9 protein-coding genes and 1 pseudogene are annotated in these 18,718 nt (G+C 67.3%); 4 read left to right on the plus strand and 6 right to left on the minus strand.

Annotation, left to right across the window (positions count from 1 at the left end):
- Positions 1 to 305: 305 nt before the first annotated feature.
- The 3 genes and pseudogenes from M3Q35_RS00500 to M3Q35_RS00510 form a co-directional block, all read right to left on the minus strand.
- The gene (locus M3Q35_RS00500) at positions 306 to 2,249 is read right to left on the minus strand and encodes a lantibiotic dehydratase (RefSeq protein WP_273939535.1); all 1,944 of its coding nucleotides are present in this window, start codon (positions 2,247 to 2,249) and stop codon (positions 306 to 308) included.
- 125 nt (positions 2,250 to 2,374) lie between these two features.
- Positions 2,375 to 2,959, minus strand: a pseudogene (locus M3Q35_RS00505) (lantibiotic dehydratase); the annotation flags it as partial.
- A 167-nt stretch (positions 2,960 to 3,126) separates the two neighbouring features.
- Positions 3,127 to 3,270, minus strand: a complete 144-nt coding sequence (locus M3Q35_RS00510) for an FDLD family class I lanthipeptide (RefSeq protein ID WP_273939536.1) — start codon at positions 3,268 to 3,270, stop codon at positions 3,127 to 3,129.
- A gap of 168 nt (positions 3,271 to 3,438) precedes the next feature.
- Between M3Q35_RS00510 and M3Q35_RS00515 the strand changes: the two genes are divergently transcribed.
- Complete coding sequence (locus M3Q35_RS00515) at positions 3,439 to 4,725, plus strand: Nramp family divalent metal transporter (RefSeq protein WP_273939537.1); 1,287 nt, start codon at positions 3,439 to 3,441, stop codon at positions 4,723 to 4,725.
- A gap of 363 nt (positions 4,726 to 5,088) precedes the next feature.
- Here the strand turns inward: M3Q35_RS00515 and M3Q35_RS00520 are convergent, their stop codons facing one another.
- A complete protein-coding gene (locus M3Q35_RS00520; RefSeq protein ID WP_273939538.1) occupies positions 5,089 to 6,972 on the minus strand; it encodes a tachylectin-related carbohydrate-binding protein in 1,884 nt (627 codons plus the stop codon).
- A 325-nt stretch (positions 6,973 to 7,297) separates the two neighbouring features.
- Between M3Q35_RS00520 and M3Q35_RS00525 the strand changes: the two genes are divergently transcribed.
- Entirely contained in the window at positions 7,298 to 16,954 is a 9,657-nt protein-coding gene (locus M3Q35_RS00525) for a polymorphic toxin-type HINT domain-containing protein (protein ID WP_273939539.1), read from the plus strand.
- Positions 16,951 to 17,445 carry an SMI1/KNR4 family protein gene (locus M3Q35_RS00530; RefSeq protein WP_273939540.1) on the plus strand — a complete coding sequence of 165 codons (495 nt, stop codon included), beginning with the start codon at positions 16,951 to 16,953 and terminating at the stop codon, positions 17,443 to 17,445. The genes M3Q35_RS00525 and M3Q35_RS00530 overlap by 4 nt, the downstream gene beginning before the upstream one ends.
- 254 nt (positions 17,446 to 17,699) lie before the next feature.
- Here the strand turns inward: M3Q35_RS00530 and M3Q35_RS00535 are convergent, their stop codons facing one another.
- A complete protein-coding gene (locus M3Q35_RS00535) occupies positions 17,700 to 17,996 on the minus strand; it encodes an MFS transporter (RefSeq protein WP_273939541.1) in 297 nt (98 codons plus the stop codon).
- A gap of 167 nt (positions 17,997 to 18,163) precedes the next feature.
- On the opposite strand from M3Q35_RS00535, the gene M3Q35_RS00540 reads away from it, so the two are divergent.
- Positions 18,164 to 18,373, plus strand: coding sequence for a hypothetical protein (locus M3Q35_RS00540; protein ID WP_273939542.1), 210 nt, complete (start codon positions 18,164 to 18,166; stop codon positions 18,371 to 18,373).
- A 4-nt stretch (positions 18,374 to 18,377) separates the two neighbouring features.
- Here M3Q35_RS00540 and M3Q35_RS00545 read toward each other — a convergent pair whose 3' ends face one another.
- Positions 18,378 to 18,713 carry an ArsR/SmtB family transcription factor gene (locus M3Q35_RS00545; protein ID WP_273939543.1) on the minus strand — a complete coding sequence of 112 codons (336 nt, stop codon included), beginning with the start codon at positions 18,711 to 18,713 and terminating at the stop codon, positions 18,378 to 18,380.
- Positions 18,714 to 18,718 lie beyond the last annotated feature (5 nt).

Consider the following 18,718-nt stretch of genomic DNA (forward strand, 5'->3'; position numbering starts at 1 on the left):
CACCGCCAGCGCCGTTCCCGCCTGGCGCAACAGGCCTTCGTACCCGCCGTGCGCCCGGTGGTGGATCAGCGCCGCGGGGACGAGATCAGCCGCCGCATCTCCGGTCATCGTCGGTGACCTGGCCGCGGTCAGGCGGGCGTTGGTCGCGGCGGCCCAAGAGCTGTCGTGCGCCGACATCGCCGCGTAGAGGACGGCGATTCCGGGATGTCCGCGCCACAGCGACGAGCCGTCCGCGAGTTCGGACGGCTCCTGCAGTCGTTCCGCGATGTCCTGGGCCGCGTCCGCGGCGCGGCGTTTCAACTCGGTCATGTGCCGTGTCGCTTCCGGCCGAGACTGCGCGCCAGACCGGACCGGAGCAGCGCGTACACTGCGCTCTCCTTGGCGCGGTCGGGTCCGAACAGCCGGTTGCAGTGCATGTGGGCCAGACTGAGGCCGACGTGAATCGGAGCCGATCGAAGCGCCCGCAGGTACACGTCGACGGCCTGCCGTCGCGCGACGAAGGAGGGCTCGTCCTCCTCCAGGCGCTCGGCCAGCGCATCGGCATCCTTGCGTGCGACCGCTCGCCGTTCTTCCACGCCGGTCAGGGTGTCCAGCACGTGGAGAAGCTCGTCCGGCTGCCTGAAGGCAAGGAGCAGGTCGAGCACGCTGTGCGCGGCCGTGGTCATCTCCACGGACCTGCGCAGGAGGGCGATGGCGACCTGGCTGTCGGCATGGAAAACCGCCTCAGCCTCGGCCATCGCGCCGTACCGCTCGATCTCCGGCCGATAGGTGTCCACGGTGAGACCGGAGGTCAGCCCGGCGGCCCGCAACTCGGCCGCCCAGGTGTTCAGACGCGGCAGAAGCCTCACGTTCAGCTCCGCCGGCCGACCGTGGAAACGCAGGCGCAGATGGGGTTCGGGGTCTTCGTAGCGGACGAAGAACCAGGTGTCCACATCGGAGAAGTCCAGGTGGTCGGCCAGGATCTGCCGCTGTGCGGCGTCGCTGGCGTACAGCTTGGCGTACAACCACTCGCCACCGGGGAGGTGGACGACATCGCACCGTGGCCGGGCGAACCCCTTCGGGCGCCGGTCCCGCCGCGGTGGGCCGTACAGTGGGATCAGCACCTCGCAGGCGTGCGTCCCGGCGAACGCCTCCTGCACCTGAAGGCCCGGCGTCTTGCGGAGTTCGTCGCGGAACACCTCACGGTGCACGGGATCCTCCAGGTCCACCTCGATGCGGTGATCCATCATCGCGAGGCGCACGACCGCCGGGACATCCCACCGGTCGCGCCACTCCCGCAGGTCGTTCTCCCAGCGATCACCGTCGAGCAGGTGCCGTTCCGGCAGCCAGCGAGCCGGTGCCAGGATCGTCCGGCCGGACCGGACACGCGGCGCGTACGGGGCGCCGGAGAAAGTGCCCCAGTTCCACGGACGGCATCGTGGTGTGTCCAGTTCGCCCAGTTCGAGCAGGAACCGCGCGGTCGGCGGGACGTGCCCGCTGCGCGGGTTCAGCGCCGAATAGGAAACCGGCGCCACCGGAGTCCCGCTCGCGTCCAGGAGGAAGAGACGTTCGGTAGTGGCCCCCACCGCGAGATCGGCCAGGGCCAGGTCGGTGGCCGGGGTGGTCGCCGGCCCGCAGCCGATCGGGATGCGACGTGGTAGCCACTGCGGGACCGAGGTGACATTCGCCGACCGCGGCACCCGGGTTCGGAAAGCCAGCTGAGCCGCTCGTTCCGTGGGCACGCCCGTGCGGACGAGCCGGTGCAATTCCTCTCGGTGCTCGGGAAACAGGTGCGCGAACCGGCCCACGCTGGTCCCCACCGCCGACAGCCCCGGGTACTCGCCGATGGCGAGGAGGAAGTCGTTGGCGTTCAAGCTGTCCCAGTCCCGGGTCAGCAGCTCGACGCAGAGCTCCATGGAGGCCGGCGGCTCGGGCGCGCCGTTGGCGAGTGCCTCGATCAGCGCGGCGTCCAGAACAACCTCCGCGCGCCGGTCCCGAACCGCGCTCACCAGGAGCTCGCCGAGCAGCCGGTCCCCACGCCGGGGCCTGGCCTCGGCGCTGTCATCGTCGCGCGGCAGTCCGAGGCCACGATCCGGGTTGAGCAGATCGAGGACCGGCACCACCTGCCCAGTGCCGTACCGTTCGAGGAACCGGGTGTGGTAGGCGGTATGCCACGGTGGCGCGACAGTGGTTCCCAGTCGCCGCAACACATCCGCCGCGCGTTCGGCCTCTCGTCCCACTTCCGTCGGCACCGCGCCCTCGACGTCCATCCGGAGGTCGGTCTGGACGACGTTGGCGCTGTCGTGGATCGCGCGCCTCCCGTGCGGGTCCGGACAGGTCCGGGCCAGCTCGGCGAACAGGGGTGCGCCGTCGACGCGGGGTGGCGGTGCAGATAACCGAGCGGATCGGTGCAGTCCGGCGGCGGATCGAGGTCGGTCAGCAGCGCGCCCGCCTCGACGAGCTGTCGGACGAGCTTCGCGTAACTCTCCTGCTTGGCGCGGAACAGGCCGATCAGGTCGTCCCAGCTGATCGGCGTCGCGGTTGCCGCCAACACTGAGCGGACGGGTGCGGAAAATTTGATCGACACCTGCTTCCGGCAGGCGCCGCCGTCCGCGTACCGGTCCGGCAGTACGAGCCGGCCACCGCGCACGAGGTGGACCGGGTTCGCCACCAGTCGGGACCTGGCCAGTATCGCCGGATCGGCGCGGACCGTGTCGAGCACGGCACCCAGCCAGTCGGCGTCAGGGCGGCTGACCGGCCGGTGCGCCCGGCCCGGCCGGATCGGCCGGCCGTCGTCGAAACGCGTCACGGCGACCCCGGCGAACAGCCCGAACGGCGTCGCCCGCGTGGTCATGCGCAGCTGGTACTTCGTCAGGGCAAGGGCGGCCCGGCGCACGGATTTCGCCTTGACCGGCCGGCCCCGGACGACGTCGTCCACGGTGCGGGCCAAGGAGGGACTGGCATGCTTGACCGCCGCCATCAGTTGGTCATCCGTCGCCAGGGCCTTGATCCGGTCTTCGTAGGAACCCGGCAGAACAGCCGTTGTGTTCTTCGGCCGGGCCGCGATCCGGAGCAGAGCGAGGTCCGCGTGGCGGAACGGTGCTGAGGGCTGAGGGCCCCCGCGGAAGGGGGCCTCAGCGACGTCGGTCAGCACTCGCAGTGAGTGATCGGGCAGGTCGGGGTGGCCGTCGCCACGGTGGCCGACCTGACCGGCAGCTCCGAGGTGAGAGAGGACTCCTCGATCTGCAGATCCAGATCGAAATCCTCGACGAGCGCGTTCTGTGTTGGCATTTCTCGCTCCTTTCGCACAGTTCTCGGCGTACACCATGGTCGTCGAAAGAGTTATAGCGACGCTCAAGTCGCACTCATGCGGGGTTCCCGATTCCTGTGCGGAGATCTAGGGTGAACGCATCAAGCAGGCCTGTGTTCAGATCCGACAAGAATCGAGCTTGCGAGTCCATGGGTATCACGCCGGAAATGGCTGCGGAAAAGAAAATCCCGCACGCCGCCGCCCCGATCGCCTCGGTAACCGCACGGGGTCGGATTCGTGGGACGCTGGCGATGCTCGGGCCGGCGTTCGTGGCCGCTGTCGCGTACGTCGATCCGGGAAACTACTCGACCAACATCACCGCCGGCGCCGAGTTCGGCTACCACCTGGTGTGGGTGGTCCTGCTGGCGAACCTGATGGCGATGCCGGTGCAGTTCTTGTCGGCGAAGGTGGGCATCGTCACCGGCCGGTCGCTGCCCGAGTTGTGTGCGGGCCGCTATTCCCTGCCGGTGCGCTGGGTGCTGTGGTCGCAGGCCGAAGCTGTCGCGATGGCCACCGATCTGGCCGAGTTCCTCGGAGCCGCCCTCGGGTTGAATCTGCTGTTCGGCGTGCCCATGCTGCCCGCGGGTGCGATCACCGGTGTGGTCGCCTTCATCGTCCTCGGCCTCCAGGCGCGCGGGCACCGGCCGTTCGAGCGGGCCGTCGCGGCAATGTTGCTGATCGTGGCCTGTGGATTCGCGTACGAACTGCTGTGTGTCGGTCCGAGCCCGGCCTCGACGGTCACGGGCTTGCTGCCCGTCCTGCCGTCGGGTGGCGCGGTGTTCGTGGCCGTGGGCATCATCGGTGCGACCGTCATGCCACACGTGATCTACGTGCACTCCGGGCTGACCAGCCGGCGGGTCGATGCCGATGGCCCCGAGCAACGCCGTCAGGCACTGCGCTCGGTGCGTTGGGATGTGGTCATCGCGCTGGGGTTGGCCGGGATCATCAACCTGACGATGCTCACGGTCGCCGCGAAGCTGTTCGACGGCACGGGAAACGCCGGTGTGGTGACGATCGCGGACGCGCACGGCCGACTCGGTCAGGTGGCGGGCGGAGGGGCCACGTTGGCCTTCTCGGTCGCGTTGTTGGCCTCGGGCGTGTCGTCATCGTCGGTCGGGACGCTCGCCGGGCAGATCGTCATGGCCGGTTTCGTGCGGATGCGGGTTCGGCTCGTGGTACGCCGTACGGTCACCATGCTGCCGTCGCTCCTGGTGCTGGCGGCCGGCCTGAACACAACGGACGTGCTCAACGTCAGCCAGGTCGCACTGAGCTTCGGTATTCCGTTCGCGCTCATACCCCTGATCGCGATCAGCCGCGATCCGCGGGTGATGGGCGCCTTCGCGAACCGTCGCTGGGTCACCGCAACCATGGTGGGCATCGCGGTGACGATCATTTCGCTCAACGCGGCATTGCTGACACTGCAGTTCTTCGATTGAGTTGCACCACCTCGACCGGAGCTGGTTGTTCACAATCTCAGATCGGACTTGTGGTGCTGGCGCCGCGCAGGGCGTGTGCTGGCGTGATGCTGGGCGCGGCTCCATCGGGATCGAGGGACATCTCGACCTGAGGTGCCTCGACGATCGTGCATTCAACGGCGAAGATCGTCTCGGCTCGGCGGCCGAGTCATCGAGCAGTGCAAGTACGGCCCAGATCTGTGCTCAGCGGGTGGTAAGAACCCGAACTGCTCGATGCGGTGATGGCCGACACCTGATCAGGGGACCTGGTTGTGGGGTGCCCGTGCTCCGCTTCTGAAACTGTCTGGTGGTCGGGCTCGGCCATCCGAGCCCGACCACCAGCGGTCAGTGCCTCTGTACCGGCAGCAGTCCGCCCACGAATGTCGGAGAGGGTGAGTCCGCGGCTGCTCTGGCGGCGAGGGAGCCGGATGGGACGGTGTGGTACAGGTACACGCGGTCTTCGGTGTCGCGGAAGACGATCGCCCAGACCCCGGTGCTGAGCTGAGCGGCCGACGGGTCGGACCCTGCGTTGTTCATCGGGTCGACGACCGTCCAGGAGCGGAAGGCGGGGTTGGCCGGGGCGAGTTGGCCGGTGTTGTAGACGAGGCCGTCGTTGCCCTTGACGACCACCTCTACGGTGCCGGTGTTGGTGGCCAATGCCGAGGGGGCGCCGGCGGCAGTGAGACCGGGGATGGTCGTCCAGGTGGTGGGCCAGCTGAGGTCGGTGTTCTGTTTGATGGTCCGCACGCTCATGTCGCTGGAGTCGAGCGCGAACACCTGGGCGGTGCCGTCGGCGCGGATCACCACGGACGGGACGGCCGAGCCCGACACACCGGAGGCGAGGCCGGTCAGCTCGGTCCATGAGCTCAGCGTGGTACCGGTGACGGTGGCCGTGCTGAGCCGGTTGTTGGCGTTCAGGGTGAACAGTCGGATCGTGCTGCCCTGGGCGACGGCGGTGAGCGTGTTCTTCATGCCCGTGCTACCCAGACTCTGCCACGAGGTGAGGTCGCCGTTCTTGGCGAGCTGCGGTCGGTACCAGAGGCCGCCCTGGGCATCGAGGCCGAACGCGACCAGTGTGTTGTCGGGCTTGCGCACGATCGCCGGCTCGACCGGGAAGTAGCCGCCGGCCGGGGATAGCGTCGACCAGTTGCCGGCGATGGCGGGCTGTACTGCGCCGCGGATCTCGCTGTCGGTGCCGAGCGCGAGGACCTGCGCGCCGCCGTTGTCGTTGAGGGCGGCCGCAATCCGTCCGGTGAAGGTGCCCGAGGTGGCCAGCACGCCGAACTGAGCGGTACTGCCGTCGGCGACGTCGCTCTGGTCGACTGTGACGACGGAGCCGTCCTTACCGACGTAGTAGTACTCGAGGCGGCCGTTTGTGTTGGGCAGCAATGTGGCCGCGACCGCGCCGGTCAGCGTGACGGGCGGCTTGGGCGGCAGCGTCATGGTGCTGGAGCACGTGTTGGAGATCGAGGTGACCAGCCAGCTCGGGTCCCAGCCGAAGCCGATGTAGTTGCGGCCGGCCCAGAGGCCGGTGTCGTTGTTGAAGTGGTACCAGTACAGTTCGCCGCGCGGGTCGTTGGTGTGTCCGTACAGGGTGTCGCCGCCGGCGGAGAAGATGCCGCTGTAGATGTTCCAGCCGATGCCGAGGTCGCGTTTGCGTTGCAGCCAGCGTTGTGAGTTGGCGTCGTATTGGTAGCGGTAGAGCTCGCCGCCGTTGACGTTGGGGTCGCGGGCGTAGAGGACGCCGGGTCCGCCGGCGATGATGAGGTTGTAGTTGCCCCAGTTGGTGTCGATCACGTGCTCGACGAGCTTGCCGGCGGCCGCGTCGTAGTGGTTGACGTGGAGGTTGTTGTCCTCGCCGACGGAGTAGATGTTGCCAAGGGGATCGACGGTGATGCGGTTGTGGTAGGCGGGAAGGTCCCAGCCGCCCCATCCCTGCGCGATCACCTGGTAGGGGTTGTCCCAGCCGGTGCCGTTCCAGTGGTATCGGCGGAACTCGCCGTTGTGCTGGATGTTGTAGACGTCGCCGCTCGGGCCGCCCATCAGCGTGCCGCCGTTGGGGCCGCCGACCACGGTCGGGTTGCTGAATCCCGCGGAACCGTTGACCGGGTCCGGGTGGGTGTAAAGGCGGGTGGAGCCGTCCGGAAGTGCGGCGAAAATCTGCGTCGGCCCGGTGCATGTCGCTGTCGAATCCGCGTGCGAATACCCGGCCGGAAGGATTGCTGACATCGCGATTGTCGCGGCGACGATTGTCGCCGCCGGTCTGAAGTTGTTGGTACTCAAAGTTCCCCCATCCCCCTTGTTTTGCCTGGTCGAAGCCTTGACACAGGTGGCGGTGGCCGACCGTACCGCATCGGAGTGACGCCGTCATGACGCCTCTCGGCGGCGGGTGTCGTTACGTAATTTGGATCGCATGAGGGTTACTTCGACTGCCCGCTTGACTGGCTATAAAAGACGTGTTAGGTGAGATTTCACCTTGCCTTTACGGTTGTTCTTGCCGCATCCTGTTCCCCGCGTCATCTCGGTGTGCGCGTCTTCTTGGGGGAGGAATTCGGTGTCTGCTGCCGGTGTCGGACGTCCGCGTGCGCGTGGGGTCCGCAGCACGGTCAACCTGCTCGTCGTCGTCCTGGTCGTGGGCCTCTTCGGGCCGACGGCTGCTCAGGTCACGCCGCCGTTGTTCGGCGACCTGCACGCGCTCGTGGACGCGTTGTCCTTGGCGCCCAAGCAGCATTGGGGCTCGGCTGCGGACGCCGCCAGTCAGCAACCTGGCGAGCATGACCACATCGTGGCCACCACGGCCGGCAACCAGCAGGCCGCCCGCGGCCTGCTGGCCGACTATCCGGCGATCAAGTTCCCGTCGGCCCGGCCGAAGGCAAACACCGCCAGCGCCACTGTCGGCCCGACCTCGGTGCGCGGCTTCGATCCGGCCACCAGCAAGGAAGTCCCCGCCCAGCGCGGCCGAAACGAGTCCACCTACCGCAACGCCGACGGCACGCAGACCACCGAGTTCAGCAAGGACCCGGTCAACTACCGCAAGCCTGACGGCACGTGGCAGGCGATCGACACCACCCTGGTGCCCGACGGCAGCGACTGGCGCAACGCAGCCGACGACGTCTCAACCCGTTTCGCCGGCCACGCCGGCGGCAGCGGCATGGTCAGCTTCGCCGTCGACGGCGACCACGTGTTCGGCTACGGCCTCGACGGCGCGCAGCCGGTGGCCGGGCAGACCCAGGGCGGCACGGTCACCTACCCCGGTGTCCTGGCCGACACCGACCTGCGGCTGGATGTCCAGCCCGGCGGCGTCAAGGAATCGCTGGTGCTGGCCTCGCGCAACGCGCCGCACAGCTTCCTGTTCCCGTTGCAGCTCAAGGGTTTGACCGCCAAGCTGGTGGACGGCCGGATCGCACTGGTCGACGCCGCGGGCAAGGAACGGGCCAGCGTCCCGGCCGGCTCGATGACCGACTCCAGTCGCAACCCGCACACCGGCGACGCCGCCACCTCCAGCGGCGTCAGCTACCACCTCGTGTCCGGCGGCCTGCGCGTCGACCTGGACCAGAACTGGCTCAACGACCCCGCACGGCAGTACCCGGTGGTCGTCGACCCGACAGTGGCCAGCCCCGCCGCCAGCGCGGCCATGTATGTGCAGAACGGCGTTCAGAACGACGGCGGCGCCGAGGTGAAGGCCGGCTTCGACGGCGCCGACAACATCCACGCCGCCACCTACTTGAAGTTCGACGGCATCGAGAACACCCTGCGCAACGAGAAGATTTTCGGCGCGCAGCTGTGGCTGGTCAACGACTGGTCCTGGTCGTGCCAGCCGAGGCCGGTGTACGTGCACGCGGTTACCTCGCCGTGGAGCAACAATCCCAGCTTCGGTCCGGAGTTGTCCGAGGCGTCGTTCGCGCACGGCTACATCGCCTCCGGGCAGAGCAGGTCCAACTGTCCGGTCGCCGGCGAAGGCATCGACCTCGGGTCTGCTGGCCGCGATGTGGTGCAGGCGTGGGTCAACGGCACCATGCCCAACTACGGCCTGACGGTTCGCGGCTCCGACACCGACAGCTACGGCTGGAAGAAGTTCACCGGCTCCAGGACCGCCAACCCGCCCAAGCTGTTCGTGACGCACACGCCGTTCAACGCCGACTACAACATCACCCAGCCGGTGCCGAACCCGCCGATCACCCGCACGCAGGGCGGCCAGATCAAGATCACGGTGACCAACCGCGGCGTGGACACCTGGACTCCCGACGCCTACGCGCTGGGCTACCGCGTCTACACCAGCGATGGCCGGCCGGTTGCGTCCAAGGAAGCCGGACAGCTGCCCGGAAATGTCGCGCGCGGCCAGACCGTCAACCTGGACGCCACCATTCAGGCTCTGGATCCGGGCGACTATTACCTCGACTTCAGCATGCTCAAGCGGGGCGGTCCGTTCTTCACCGACGAGCAGATCCCGCCGGCCCGGCTGGTACTGCGGGTGTACAATATTCCGCCGGTCGTGCGCGCCCAGTACCCGCCCAACGGTTACTCAGCGCCCACGTTGATCCCGCAGCTGTGGGCCGACGCCGTGAAGGTCGACGCCCCGGCGAACAGCTCCCTGCAGTACCGCTTCGAGGTCTGTGAGCAGGACAGCGCCGGCAACCCGGCCAACTGCTTCGATTCCGGGCACATCTCCGCCAACAGGTGGGCCCTGCCGGCCGGAAAGCTGGTGTGGAGCAAGACCTATCTCTGGCGGGCCTTCGCGTTCGACGGCACCAACGAGAGCCAGACGCTGCCCTACAGCGCGCTGCTGACGGCGGTGCCGCAGCCGGAGATCACCTCGCACCTGGGCAACGCGCCGTACAGCACGGATAGCAACGACTTCGACCCTCAGGTCGGCAACTTCTACCGCAGCGCGCTGGACGCCGCGCTCGGGTTCGTCGGTCCCGCGGTCTCCGTCGCCCGTACGTACAACAGCCTGGATTCACGGCGCACCAACGTTTTCGGCGAAGGTTGGGCGACCCAGTACGACATGTCGGTGGCGCCAGACAACGACGGCTCCGGCAATGTCGTGGTCACCTATCCCGACGGGCAACAGGTCCGGTTCGGCCTCAACCCGGACGGCACGTACGCGCCGCCGCAGGGCCGCTACGCGACGCTGTCCCACCCCAGCGCCACCGTGTGGGACGTCGTCGACAAGGCCGCCACCAAGTACGAGTTCGTGGACAACAAGCTGTCCACGATCGCGGACAGTCAGGGCCGCACGATCGTCTTCACCTACAGCGGCGGCAAGCTCGCTGCCGTGCGCCGGCAGTCGCAGCAGGCAGGACAGACCAGTCTCGGCCTGAGCTTCACGTGGACCGGTGCGCACGTCACCACGGTCACCATCGAGCAGGCCAGCGGCACGGCACCGACCTGGATCTACAGCTACGACGGGGACAAACTGACCAAGGTCTGCGACCCGCTGTCCAACTGCACGACCTACAACTACGAGGCGGGCTCGCACTATCGGAGTGCCGTGATCGACGGCAAGCCCGACTCGTACTGGCGTCTCGGCGACACTTCCGGCGCAGACGCGACGAGCGAAGTCGGCGTCAACCTCGGCGCCGACAAGGGCACGTACAAGGACGTCACGCTCGGTGCCGCCGGGCCGGTCGCGGGCTCGACCGGAGCCACGTTGAACGGCACGTCCTCTGTGATCACGTTGCCTGACGGCACCCTGCGCAAGGATCGCAACCTTGCCGTGTCGCTGTGGTTCCGGACAACCAAATCGGGCCCATTGGTCGGATACCAGAACAAGCCCCTGGGAGGTGACACCGCGCCGACCGCCGCCGCGCCGATGCTCTATGTCGGCACCGACGGCAAGCTGCGTGGGCAGATCTGGACCGACCACGTCGCGCCGATCGCCACCAGCGGGGCCGTCAACGACGGCAGGTGGCATCAGGTTGTGCTCACCGGTGCGATGACGACGCAGTCCATGTACCTGGACGGCAACCTCGTCGGCTCCCTGGACGGAGCCATCAACGGCCTGGACATGGCCAACAACCAGCTCGGCGCCGACTTCATCATCGGCCCGGGCAGCTGGCCGGGCACGACCGGCGGGCAATGGCAGTACTACAGCGGCGACATCGCCGAGGTCGCGTTCTACGAGCACCCGCTCGGCCAGCCCGCCATCGCCGCGCAGTTCGCGGCGGCCGCCGGCAGCGACGAGCTCAACAAGATCACTCTGCCCAGCGGGAAGGTCGGCGCGGCAGCCACCTACGACGTTGCCCATGACCGCGTGCGCCAGTACACCGACGCGAACGGCGGCGTGTGGACGCTGGCCGTGCCGACCATCACCGGCTCCGCGGACAACCCGATCAAGGTCGCCTCGGTCAGCGATCCGGCCGGCCGGCCGCACGAGTACGACTACGATCCGCTGCGCGGGCGCATCGTGCGGTCCATCGCCCCGCTGGGCCAGGGCGTGCGCCCGGAGGACACACCGGGCAGCACGACCACCACGACCACAGCCCCACCCACCACCACTTGCACCACACCGACCAACGGCGGCCCGGTCCTCTGCGGCGGCCCGGTCGGCGGCGGCCCCACGTGGGTCGGCGGCCCGGTCTCCGGCGAGGGCGTGCGGGCCTACTCGTACGACTCGAGCGGCTACCAGAACACCATCACCGACGAGAACGGCGACCAGGTCACCCTCGCCTACGACAAGCGCGGCAACGTCGTCTCCAAGAAGACGTGCCGTACCACGCAGATCGATTGCCAAACGGCTTACGTCGACTACTACCTCAACGCCGCCAGTGCGACGGATCCCCGCAATGACAAGGCGATCGCGACTCGGGATGCGCGGTCGGCGAACGCGACCGATACCACGTACCTGACTTCCGTGTCGTACACGGCAACCGGTTTGCTCGACACGCAGACCACTGCCGATGGTGGCAAGGTCAAGCACACGTACACCACCGGGAGCGAGGGCATCAGCCCGTCCACGGGGATGTCCGGTACCTCGCCCAGCGCGTGTCCCTGTGTGCCCGCCGGTCTGGTGATGACCTCGACCGACGCCATGGGCGCGGTGACGACGTACAACTACTTCCTTGACGGCACCCTCGCACAGGCCATCAGCCCGTCTGGCCTGGTCACGAAGTACACCTATGACGCTCAGGGGCGGGTGCTGACCCAGACCCAGATCTCGGACAGCCAGCCCGCCGGCGTCACCACGCAGTTCACCTACGACGTCCTGTCCCGCCTCCGCACGGTGACACAGCCGGCCACCACTGACGCCGTCACCGGGGTCAAGCACACCGCGCGAAGCACGACCACGTACGACGCCGACGGCAACGTCGCCAAGACCGAGGTCACCGACCTGACCGGCGGTGACAAGCCGCGCTCGGTCACCTACGAGTACGACTCACACAACCTGGTCAGCAAGCAGACCGACGCACTGGGCAACGTCACCAGCTACGGCCACGACACCTTCGGCAACCGCGTGTGGATGGTCGACCCCGCCGGCACCAAGACGAAGTACCTCTACACGGCACGCAACCAGATCGCCGAGGTGGTGCTCGTCGGGTGGACGGGCGCCGCGCTGAGCGGGGTATCCGGCAGCGGCGGCGACGGCAGTGGCGACACATCGCCCGGACAGGACCTGCCGTTGCGCTCGTACGCCTACGACCTCGGCGGGCGCCTGGTGCGTGACACCGATGCCATGGGGCGCACCACGAAGTACACGTACTACAACGACGACCTGGTGCACCAGGTCGTCCAGGTGGGCTTCCACTCGGACAACACCACCCGCGACATCGTGCTGCACGACTACAGCTACGACGCCGCCGGCAAGGTGGTCAAGGACGTCGCCGGCGGCGGCAAGGCCACCACCGTGACCACGTACGACGCTGTCGGCCGCATCGCCACCACGACCGTCGATCCCACCGTCCTGGCGCGCAAGACGCGTTACGCGTACAACCTCAACGGCGCTGTGACCAGCGTGGTTCGCACCGGCAACAGCTCCAACGCCGGCACGTTCTCGCCCTCCACCACCGAGATCGTCGACTACGGCTACGACCTCGCCGGACGGCAGACGAGCCAGGTGGTACACAACAGCCCCACTAACCTGACCACGGCGTACGCATACGATCAGCGCGGCCTGGTCACCGCCACGATCGACCCACGGGGCAATGTCCCCAACGCCGACCGCGCGGCGTACACCACCAACGTCAGCTACGACGAACTCGGTCGACAGGTCGGTGTGACGCTGCCGCCGGTGTCCGTGGAGTCCAACGGCGGCCAGCCGAGCCCGCAGCGGCCGGTCACCACGTACGGTCTGGACACGTTCGGCGAGCAGATCGCGGTCAAGGACCCGGTCGGCAACGTAAGTCGCATCGAGTACGACCAGGGTGCCCGTCCGGTCACCCGGATCGCGCCGAGCTATACCGCACCCGGCACGACCACGACGATTACCCCGACCACGACGGCCACGTACGACTCGCTCGGTCATGTCGCCACGGTGACCGATCCCCGAGGCAACGTGACCAAGCACGCCTACGACCAGCTCGGCCGGCTCGTGAGTACCGAGGAGCCTGGGGCGCGAACCTCCGTGTTCCAGTACGACAACAACGGCGAACTGCTGCAGACCACCGTGCCTGGCGGTGCGACGACCACCGCCACGTACGACGACCTCGGCCGGATGGCCACCTCCACCCAGGTCGAACGAGTCCCGCAGCCCGCGGCGTACACCACCACCTACGGCTACGACGACATCGGCCACCTGACCTCCGTGACCACGCCGGCCGGCGAGACGTCGACGGCGAAGTTCGACGGGGCCGGCGAGCAGATCAGCGCCACCGATGCCGCCGGCGTCACCACCCAGCACGGCTACGACCTGGCCGGCCGGACCGTGCTGGTCTCGGACGCATCGAGCCTCAACCACTGGACAAAGTACGACCTGGCCGGCCGGCCGGTGTCCACTTCGGACTGGAAGGGCGGCAGCACCCACCTGCGGGACACGGCGGCGGGCTACGACCCGGCCGGAAACCTGTTGTCGACCACCGACGCCCTCAACCACACCACCACGTTCAGCTACAACGCGGTCAACCAGATCACGCAGCAGACACAACCGGTCGCCGACTCGAAGTCGATCACCACGACGTACGGCTACGACCTGGCCGGACGGGCGTCCCGGCTCACCGACGGCCGCGGCAATTCCACCATCACCACCTACAACAGCCTCGGTCTGGCGGAATCGGTTATCGAGCCTGCTACCGCGACCGAGCCGGCCGCGACCTGGACGGCCGGCTACGACGCCGCCGGCAACGTCGTCGGTGTCACCGCTCCCGGCGGTGTCGCCGCCACGAGCACGTTCGACGACCACAACCGCCTGAAGAAGCAGACCGGCAGCGGCGCCGAAGCCGCCACCGCCGACCGCGTCCTCGACTACGACGAAGCCGGCCGACTCAAGTCGGTCTCCGCGCCGGGTGGTTCGATCACCGCCGCCTACGACGACCGGGGCGACGTCCTGTCAACCACGGGCAGCGGCGCGGACTCCACGTTCACCTACGACGCCGACGCCCGCATGGCCACCCGGTCCGACGCGTCCGGCCAGGCCGTCTACCACTACACGGGCGGGCGGCTCGCCAGCGTCCAGGACGGCATCACCGGCGTCGTGCAGACCGCGCACTACAACGCGGTCGGCGACATCGACAACATCGCCTACTCGTCCGGGCAGTCACGTGGCTACACCTATGACGACCTTGGACGCCTGCACTCCGACACCACCAAGACCGCCGGCGGCTCCGTTACCGCGGCCGTCACCTACAACTACGACAACGCCGACAACCTGACGGAGAAGGACACCGCCGGCACCGCGGGAGCGGGCACCAACACCTACGGCTACGACTACGCCGGCCGGATGCTCTCGTGGACCGCCAGCGGCAAGACCGTCTCGTACGGTTGGGACGACGCCGGCAACCGGGTGCAGAACGGCGCCAAGACCGCGAGCTACGACCAGCGCAACCGGCTGTTGTCCGACGGCGACTACACCTACACGTACACGCCTCGGGGCACCATGGCCTCGCGGACCAGCTCCGGTCTGACCGAGAAGATGTCCTTCGACGCCTTCGACCGCATGATCGGCGACGGTTCGTCGAGCTACACCTACGACGGCCTCGACCGCCTCGCCGGCCGCAACGGGCAGGCATTCAGCTACTCCGGCCTGGCCGACCAGATCGCCGGCGACGGCGTCTCCACCTACAGCCGTGCCCCCGGCGGCGAGTTGCTCGCTGCTGGCAACGGCAATGACAAGCAGTTGACGATTTCCGACAAGCACGATGACGTGATTGCGGGCTTCGCCCCTGGCGACGGCAACACCGGGCTATCGCACTCGGCCGCGTACGACCCATTCGGCCAGCTGACCGCGACTTCCGGCACCCAACAGTCGATCGGTTTCCAGGGTGCCTACACCGATCCTGACACCGCCCAGGTGCACATGGGTGCGCGTTGGTACAACCCGTCCACCGGCGACTTCGACTCCCGAGACAGCATTCAGATTGCGAGCAACCCGAACCGCTACACGTACGCCGACAGCGCCCCGATCAACTACACCGACCCCTCCGGCCACTGCCCGTGCATCGTGCTGATCGGGCTGGCTTTTACCGCTGTTACCGGTATTGCCGTTGGTGCTGAGACCATCTTCGCGCCGCCGCCGCCGTCGCCCAAGGGTTTCTGGCATGGCGTCAAGAACATCCACTTCATCGGTCCCTGCGGCGGCTGCGGTGGCGGCGGTGGTAACCCGCCGCAGCCTGGGACGTCCAGCGGTCCACCAAACGGTGGCGGACATGGCCCGGGGCCTGGAGTCTCAGGCAGTTGTTCGGGCAAAGCCTGTAGCTACGGGCCCGCGCCAACACCTGACCCCGCGATTGCCGCACGGCAGGCGCAACAGCAGGCCGCGCAGAACAATCCGATCCAGGTGCCCGAGGCGTTGCAGCAGCCGCACTACGCGCAACAGTCGCCGCCGGTGTCGTCTTCCCCGTCGCTGCCGGCCAACCAGGTCGGACAGTCAACGAACGTCGTGGGGGACAACGCGACGCAAGCACAGCAGTTGCAGCAGGCGGTGGCTGGTAATCAACCAGTGATCCAATCCATCCAGGACGCTCCGTCCGACCTCACCCCAACCAACTGCTCGACCTGCATCGGCGGTCGTGCGCCGTTGGGTGATCGGCTTGAAGCGGGTGGTCACACTTGGCTGGACATCACATCCCTGGTGCCGGGCGTGGGTTCGGTCGCCGGCGGGCTCAACGCGGTTTGGTACGGCATCGAGGGTGACTGGGCGAATGCTGTGCCCGCCGGCATCAGCGCCATCCCGTTCGCCAGTGACGCCAAGTTCGTGACCAGCTTGGCCGGCGACGCCGATCGTGTCGCGCCCCGGCTCGGTGAGCACCTCGACAGCGGACCGTGTATCCCCGGCGCAAACAGTTTCGCTGGTGACACCAAGGTAGAAATGTCCGACGGCTCTACCAAGCCGATCGACTCCGTCGAGGTCGGCGACCAGGTCCGCGCCACTGACCCCACCACCGGCAAGTCCGCCAACGAGCCCGTCACCGACGTCATCGTCGGTCAGGGGCTCAAACATCTCGTCGATGTCGTCGTCACTGATCACGGCGAATCCGACTCGGTCACTGCCACCGACAATCACCCCTTCTGGGTGGTGGACCTCGCCCGATGGGTGAATGCCGGCCAGCTCAAGGTCGGCCAGCACCTGCTCACCGATGACGGCCGTACCGTCGTCGTCGGCCGCCTTCGCGCTCACGACGAGATCACCCGCGTTTACAACCTCACCGTCGACACCCTCCATACCTACTACGTGCTGGCCGGCGAGACGTCGGTCCTGGTTCACAACGCAGGCTGCAAGTTCTGGTCACTGACCGACTACAATGGTCAGCGTGTTTACCAGCGAGATGACTTAGTTAACCCGAGCTACGTCTCGCCGGCAGACAAGTACGGTCGAAGCAATCTTAAGAGAATGCAGCAGGGACTGGCTCCGATGGGGCCGGACGACAAGCCGCTCAACCTCCATCACATGCTCCAGACGCAGGACGGGCCGATCGCCGAGGTGACGAACTCCATGCACTTCGGGAACTACAATCAGTTACACTGGAAGTCGGGCACCAAGATCCCAAGTGGCATCGATCGTGATGCATTTAATACCTGGAAATCTCAGTACTGGAAAGACAGGGCGGCGGGGTTCAAATGACGAGCGCTATCGAGGCCAGTGAGCGTCTGATCGAACTGGTTCGTGGCAATGATGACATCGCGAACCATGCGGATGGATGTGACGCCGAGATGCTCGCTGCCGCCGAGCGTGAGCTGGGCGTCGCGTTCCCGCCCTCGTACCGGCGGGTGGTTGAAGAGTTCGGGACCTGGGATATCGCTGGCGAAGAGTTTCTTGGTGTATATCAGACTGGGGCTATGGGGCGGAAGCTGCTGGGTTCTGTAACTGAGACTCTGGATGCTCGCGACCGGTATGGAATGCCGTCCGACCTGATCGGCGTGATGTTCGACGGAATGGGTGGCTTGATTGTTCTTGACTCGTCCCAGGTGGACTCGGGGGGCGATTATCCGGTCCTTGTTTGGAATCCTGGCGTAACGGACCGTCGTGATATGGAGAGGCTTGGAGAGGATTTTGGTTCGTTTGCGCTTTCTCTGTGCAGTCGGGCTGTGACTCGCTGGCGAGAATCCAGTTGACATTCACGGTTTGAGTGAAAAAGCCTGAAGCCTCGCTGGAATTCTTCTGGCGGGGCTTCTGCTGTTTTCGGCACGAATGCTGGCGACAACATCGGTGGACGGGGCCCGCGCTTGGCGGCTGTTGGGTGCGCCGCCGGCGACGGGGCCCTCGGCGAGGCCGAGGCTGGCAATACTGCCCCGCAGGCCAAGGGCGTGTGCTCGCGCACGAGGCTCGGGAAACTGTCGGACGATCAAAGAAGCGAGGGAGCACGGCATTATCGCGGCGGCGCCGACGCCTCCACGGCACGCGATGATCGGGAGGGGCGTGGTCGGCGCCAACGGGCACAATGCGGACCGACGCCGAACAAGACCGCACCGAGCATGTAGATCCGCCGCAAGCCGTAGCGATCGCCGAGCGAGCCGGCGGTGAGCATGCCGGCGGCCAACACGATGGTGTAGCCAGCCGCCATCCGCTGCTCCCAGCCAAGACCGCCGCCGATGCTGCGGCGGATGGCCTCGAGGGCCACGTTGATCAAGGCCACGTCGAGTTGGACGACGAAAATCCCATGCACAGCGCAACAAGCGCGAGACGCTGCGAGGTCTGCTCGATAACGACCCGATCGTGTCGCGGGTTCGGTTCGACGCCGGCCGAAGTGTCGTCACGGCTCGCAGTACGCGTTAGTTGCGCAAGTCTGCAAGTGTCGGGAGGATGAGGCCTTCCGACCGGGATGGAGGGGTCGTGGGCGCGTTCGTAGCTACGTTGCGCACTCAGGTCGACCTTGCGCAGCGGGCGTTGGCGAGGGCGGGGGACACCGACGAGGTGCACCGGCACAGTGCTCGGCTGCTGGACCTGCTGGAACGGGCGGAGGCGAACGGGGTGGACACTACGGAGTGGGTGCCCTCGGACGTGGTGTCGGCGGCCTCGCTGGCGGCGGGCAACGGGGCCTGATCGGCTACGCCTCGGAGGGCTTGCGCAGGTCGGCCAACAGCTCGACCTGGCCGGACAGCACGCCGGTGAGGATGGATCGGGCGACTGCGAGCAGCTCGGCCACCTGGGGGCTGGTCAACGAGTAGTAGACGTTCGAGCCTTCCTTGCGGGTGGCCACGAGACCGGCGCGGCGCAGCACGGCCAGCTGCTGGGAGAGGTTGGCGGCCTCGATCCCGACCTCGGGCAGCATCTCGGCGACGGCGTGCTCACGCTGGCTTAGCAGCTCGAGCACCCGGATCCGCGCGGGATGCCCGAGCGTCTTGAAGAACTCGGCCTTCAGCTGGTACAGCGGCCTGCTCACGCGGA

This window comes from Kutzneria chonburiensis, assembly GCF_028622115.1.
In the GTDB taxonomy this organism is placed as follows: Bacteria; Actinomycetota; Actinomycetes; order Mycobacteriales; family Pseudonocardiaceae; genus Kutzneria; species Kutzneria chonburiensis.